General features: G+C 43.7%; 1 protein-coding gene. It reads right to left on the reverse strand.

The window, feature by feature from the left end; translation table 11 throughout:
- Nucleotides 1-84 precede the first annotated feature (84 nt).
- Nucleotides 85-1,740: a group II intron reverse transcriptase/maturase gene (gene ltrA, locus WKT20_RS17915; RefSeq protein ID WP_340417851.1), complete on the reverse strand. Its 1,656-nt coding sequence runs from the start codon at nucleotides 1,738-1,740 to the stop codon at nucleotides 85-87.
- Nucleotides 1,741-2,371: the final 631 nt, after the last annotated feature.

A 2,371-nucleotide genomic window follows, 5' to 3' on the forward strand; every position in this document is an offset into this window, starting at 1 on the left:
CCCCCCTCAGAACCGTACATGAAAGTTTCCAATCATACGGCTCAAGCAGTGTTAAATTTCTATTTAATAGAAACCAGCTCATAGTTACATCTTATTAGTTTGAATGACTTTTCTTCTACAGCTGTCATGCAGCAGGAAATTTACTTTCTTGCCATTGACTATTTGTTGGGAAGTTCCCCAAGGATGTTCCTTGTCTATGGGTTTACCACATACGGGACATAAATGGTTCTGTCTTTCCCACATGTACAGCAATGATTTTCTACCGTTGAGCGACTGTAGCATCTTGTAAGTCTTACGCTTTTCAAAATACTCTGTCCATTCGGGGTCAAAGGGATTTGCTTCACCTTTTATCTTGACATATCGGGTAATCTTTGTGTCATACAGCCTTTTCAGTGCAATCCTGTCATCAGTCTTGCCTTTCTTGAAGTTTGCCACGAAGCACCAGTTGCGGTTTTTTACCCGTGTAAAGTATCGGTCGGCAATCCAGTATTTGCCTTTCTTGGGGTGTCGTCTCTTAGCCCATTGCCATAACTTTTCAAATATCAGGTAGTCAGCTTTTCTGAATGTGTCAGAAGCCACACAATTCTTATAGTAGTTTACCCAGCCTGTTATCACAGGATTCAAGAGCCTTATAAGTGATTCCTGTTTGCTTCCTTTATTGGAATCAATGATTCCCCGGATTTTCTGCATGAATTTCTTCAGGCTCTTTTTGGACGGTTTGATTAGAAGCACTCCTTTGTGTTTTCGGATATTGTACCCAAGAAAATCAAATCCGTCATCAATGTGTGTAATCTTTGTTTTCTCTTCCGACAGGGTTAATCCCCTTTCCTTGAGAAAGTCTACTACTAACGGTTTGATTTCTTCCAAAGCTTCCTTGCTTCTACCCGTGATGATAAAATCATCCGCATAGCGTACAAGATGTACTTTGGGATAGTAGGTCGTTTTCCTGTTTACAAATTTCTTGTGATACTTCTCTGCAAGCATAGTTTGCAGCCCGTCCAGTGTCATATTCGCAAGAGTTGGTGAAATGATACCGCCCTGTGGGGTACCCTCTTCCGTGGGGAATAGCTCCTTGTTGAAGACAAAACCGCATTTGAGCCATTTCCGCAGCATCACTTTATCCATAGGGATATTGTTCAGCAGCCATTCGTGGCTGATGTGGTCGAAACAACCTTTGATGTCACCCTCCATAATCCATTCGGGAGAAGTTTTCTTTGCAAGGACACAAAAACATTGTTCCCTTGCATCTCCAGTACTTCTCTCTTTACGGAAACCGTAGGAATTACTGTCCGCAGTTGTTTCCGATACAGGTTCCAACGCAAGCAGGTATAATGCCTGCATAGCCCTGTCTTTCATCGTCGGGATACCTAAAGGACGTAGTTTCCCATTACTCTTTTTGATATTGACCCTTTTTAACGGCTGGGGCTTGTAGCCTCTTCTTTTCAGTTCACCGATAGCCTTGAATCTGGCATTGGGAGTTGACCATTTCACCTTGTCAACGCCTGCGGTGTCACTGCCACTGTTTGATGTAACACGCTTTACGGCTAAAGCTTTAGCGTAAAACGAATGCGTTAGCACCCATTGCAAGGATTTCACCTTGCCGTGTTTGCCCGCCTTTTGAGCTTTTACAATACGTGCTTGTAGCTTATTAACCGCTATCTCACACTTGTTCCAGTCTATGCTTTCCCAAGTGCTCCATTTCCGGTCAGTAGATGCACACGATGTTTTAATCTCGTTCATTTGCTTTTCTCCTTTAATAAGTTCTATAAGTTTCTTGTAAAACATCCACCATGCGGAAGTCTGCCCACTTTCGTGTGAGGTGATGTTTCAACCTCTATCCGTTCCGTTACAGAACGGCATTCGCTTTCTCCGCATTCCTCTGCCCGCACTCCATTCGGCTTCACTTACGGTCTGCTTACCTGCTGTTAACAGGAGAAGTACGGGTTTACCATGTTTCTTGTATATGACAAACGAATGGGTTAGAATCCGTCTATCCGCCGGCAGTCGTTATGTCCGTGTAACCTTAGCATGGAGAAGGTTATCCGACTGCATCCCTTTTGGGTTAGAGCCCAGTATCATTAGCAGCTCATTCGAAGTTACGACGTTTATCAACGGTTCACATTACGTTATTCATACCATTCAGCCTAGCTCCCCTGTCGTTCGATACTAACGGCAGTTGTCATCCCCTCACGGTTCAGACTTCTCCTTTCGGAAGGGCTTCATTGTTGGTTCTGTTACCGCACGGGTTCATTGCTTAATACCGCACGTTCCCATAGGCTACTGTTGACGGAACAACAGGTTCAATCGTTCTATTTCCAACTCGTGGAATGAAAGTTGAACAATCATATACAAGACTTACATGTCACAGCCA

Source organism: Phocaeicola sp. ICN-14070 (assembly GCF_037892625.1).
GTDB lineage: Bacteria > Bacteroidota > Bacteroidia > Bacteroidales > Bacteroidaceae > Phocaeicola > Phocaeicola plebeius.